Raw genomic sequence first — 3,200 nt, forward strand, 5'->3', positions numbered from 1 at the left:
GCTGGAGGCGGTCCAGGATCGCCTGCCGACGTGGCGCGGGCAAAACGAGCAGTCAATGGCGCTTGCGGCCGTCGCCTACTCCAAGGCCAAGCGCCGCCGGCAGATCATGATCGCGACGACCTCGATCGGCCCCGGCGCGGCGAACATGGTGACGGCGGCGGGGACGGCGCTGGCGAACCGTCTGCCGGTGCTCCTCCTCTCCGGCGATACTTTTACCAGCCGCTTGCCGGACCCGGTGCTTCAGCAGGTCGAGCAATTCGGCGACCCGACCGTCACCGTGAACGACGCCTTCAAGGCGGTGACGCGCTACTGGGACCGCATCACCCACCCGGCGCAGATCATTTCGTCGCTGCCGCAAGCCGTCGCCACGATGCTCGATCCGGGCGACTGCGGCCCAGCCTTCATTGGGCTGCTGCAGGACATCCAGGAGGTGGCTTTCGACTACCCGGAGGCGTTCTTCGAGGAGCGGACCTGGACCATTCCGCGGTTGCGCCCCGATCGCCGGAAGGTCGCGGAGGCCGTGGCGCTTCTGAAGACGGCGAAAAGGCCGCTCCTGATCTCGGGCGGCGGCGTCCGCTACTCGCTCGCCGAAGAAGTCGTCGCGGCATTCGCCGTCAAGCGCGGCCTCCCGATCGTCGAGACCATCGCTGGCAAGGGCGGGGTCACGCACGAGCATCCGGCGCACGCGGGGCCGATCGGCATCGTCGGCTCGACCTCGGCGAACGCGCTCGCGGCCGAAGCCGACGTCATTCTTGCGGTCGGCACGCGGCTTCAAGACTTCACCACCGGCTCATGGACGGCTTTCAGCAAGGACGCGCGCTTCATTTCCATCAACGCCGCCCGCTTCGACGCGGTGAAGCACCGCGCGCTCGCCGTGGTCGGCGACGCGCTTGAAACGGTGACCGAACTCGATGCCGAACTTGGCTCCTGGCGCGTCGATCCGGCGCACATGACGCGCGCCAAGGCGCTCTTCAAGGAATGGGACGCCCTGCTCGACGGGCATCAGGCTCCGACCAACGCCCCCGTCCCGACCTACGCGCAGGTGATACGCGCCGTGAACGACGCGGCGGGCGAGAAGGACACCATCATCACGGCGGCAGGCGGCCTTCCCGGAGAAATCACCAAGAGCTGGCGCGTCAAGGCGCCGAACACCTTTGATGTCGAATTCGGCTTCTCCTGCATGGGCTACGAGATTGCGGCGGGCTGGGGCCATGCGATGGCGAATGCGGAGCCGGGCGGCGTTGGCGGGACGCCGATCGTCATGGTCGGCGATGGCGCCTACATGATGATGAACTCGGACATCTATTCGTCCGTCCTCAGCGGTCACAAGATGATCCTCATCGTCTGCGACAACGGCGGGTACGCCGTGATCAACCGGCTGCAGCAGGCCAAGGGCGTGCCGGGCTTCAACAACCTTCTTGTCGATTGCCGGGTGCTGAACCCCGACGCGCCGCTGCACGTCGATTTTGCCAAACACGCGGAGGCCATGGGCGCGGCCGCGCGTCATTGCGAGAGCCTCGCCGAATTCGCAGCCGCCCTCGAATGGGCGAAGGCCAACGACCGCACCACCGTTCTGTCGATCGCCTCGGACGCCTACGCCTGGGTGCCGGGCGACGCGGACTGGGATGTCGGCGTGCCGCAGGTCTCGTCGCGGGAATCGGTCCAGAAGGCGCGCAAGGAGCAGGAACAGATTCGCGCGAAGCAGCGCGTGGGAGTGTGACACCATGAAAGCCAAACTCGGTATCGCCCCCATCGCGTGGTGGAACGACGATCTCGCCGAACTTTCGGACGACGTGAGCCTCGAGGAATGCCTCAGGCAGGCGAGCGTCGCCGGCTTCACCGGCATGGAGACCGGCCGCCGCTTCCCGATGAACATGGACGAGCTCGGCCCCATCCTCGCCCGCTATCGGATTTCCGTGTGCGGCGGCTGGTTCTCCGGTCTGCTGCTCGACGGCGACATCGAGCGCGAGAAGGACCGCATCCGCGCGCAGATGGACTTCTTCATCGCCGCGAAGGCCCCCTGTATTGTCTACGGCGAGACCGCGCGCTCGATCCAGGGCGTGCGCTCGGCGCCGCTTGTGTTGAAGGCGAAGCTGTCGGAGGACGAGATCAAGGCTTACGGGCGCAAGATGACCGCCTTTGCCGAATGGTGCGCGGATCAAGGCATGCCGATCGCCTACCATCACCACATGGCCGCGGCGATCGAGACGGAGCCCGAGCTCGACCTCCTGATGGCGAATTCGGGCGAGGCGCTACCGCTCCTGTTCGATGCCGGCCACATGGCCTTCGCCGGCGGCGACGTGCTGCGCGTCATCGACAAGCACCACGAGCGCATCAGCCACGTCCATACGAAGGACGTCCGCCGTGGCGTGATCGACGGGCTCGACCGGACGCGCGAAAGCTTCCTCGACGCGGTCGTCAAGGGCGCCTTCACCGTGCCGGGCGACGGCTCCCTCGACTTCGCGGCCATCGTCTCGCGCCTCGCCTCTCACGGCTACGAAGGCTGGTTCGTGGTCGAAGCCGAGCAGGACCCGAAAATCAGCCCGCCGCTCGACATGGCCAAGAAGGGCCACGCGGAACTCATGCGGGTGATGGCGCTCGCCGGCTACGAGGTCGTTTCCTGATTGGAAGGCGCGTTGAGGCCAGCGGCCACGCCCGGAAAACTGAGGGTCCGGGAACGGAACGGGAGAATGAAATGAGCGTCGGCGTGGGGGTCATCGGAACGGGCGTGATGGGGTCCGAACATGCGCGCCTTCTCGGTCGCGATATCCCTGGCGCGCATCTCGCAGGCGTGTTCGACGCCGACGCAGCGCGCGCTCGCGTCGCCGCGGACGGCGCTACGGTGTTTCAGACCCCCCAGTCACTGATCGGGTCGGACCGCATCGAGGCGGTGATCATCGCCTCGCCGGACGCCACCCACGCCGAACTGACGCTGGCGTGCCTGGCCGCGGGCAAGCCGGTGCTGTGCGAAAAGCCGCTTGCGTCCTCGGCGACGGACGCCCTGCGCGTCGTGGAGGCGGAAGTCGCCTCGAACAGAAGGCTGATCCAGGTCGGCTACATGCGCCGGTTCGATCCCGGCTATCAGGCGATGAAGCGAATCAAGGACGAGGGCGGCGTGGGGGCGACCGTGCTGCTGCACAACGTTCACCGGAACGCGCGCGCTCCGGAGTGGTTCACCGGCGCGATGTCGGTTACGAATT

At 67.0% G+C, this 3,200-nt stretch carries 3 protein-coding genes; all 3 read left to right on the forward strand.

Annotated elements, in window-relative coordinates; all coding sequences use genetic code 11:
• The coding region (gene iolD / locus ACLP25_RS29650) for a 3D-(3,5/4)-trihydroxycyclohexane-1,2-dione acylhydrolase (decyclizing) (RefSeq protein ID WP_442472678.1) at window positions 1-1,720 on the forward strand (1,720 nt) is incomplete at its 5' end.
• A 4-nt stretch (window positions 1,721-1,724) separates the two neighbouring features.
• Complete coding sequence (iolE, locus tag ACLP25_RS29655) at window positions 1,725-2,624, forward strand: myo-inosose-2 dehydratase (protein WP_442472679.1); 900 nt, start codon at window positions 1,725-1,727, stop codon at window positions 2,622-2,624.
• A gap of 71 nt (window positions 2,625-2,695) precedes the next feature.
• Window positions 2,696-3,200, forward strand: a 505-nt coding sequence (locus ACLP25_RS29660) for a Gfo/Idh/MocA family protein (protein WP_442472680.1), incomplete at its 3' end; no start/stop codon positions are given.

The organism is Roseiarcus sp., from assembly GCF_052145395.1.
Taxonomy (GTDB): Bacteria; Pseudomonadota; Alphaproteobacteria; order Rhizobiales; family Beijerinckiaceae; genus Roseiarcus.

What these genes read in the sequence shown, in the direction of transcription:
- iolE (WP_442472679.1), top strand. Translation starts at nt 1,725, where the DNA reads ATGAAAGCCAAACTCGGTATCGCCCCCATCGCGTGGTGGAACGACGAT.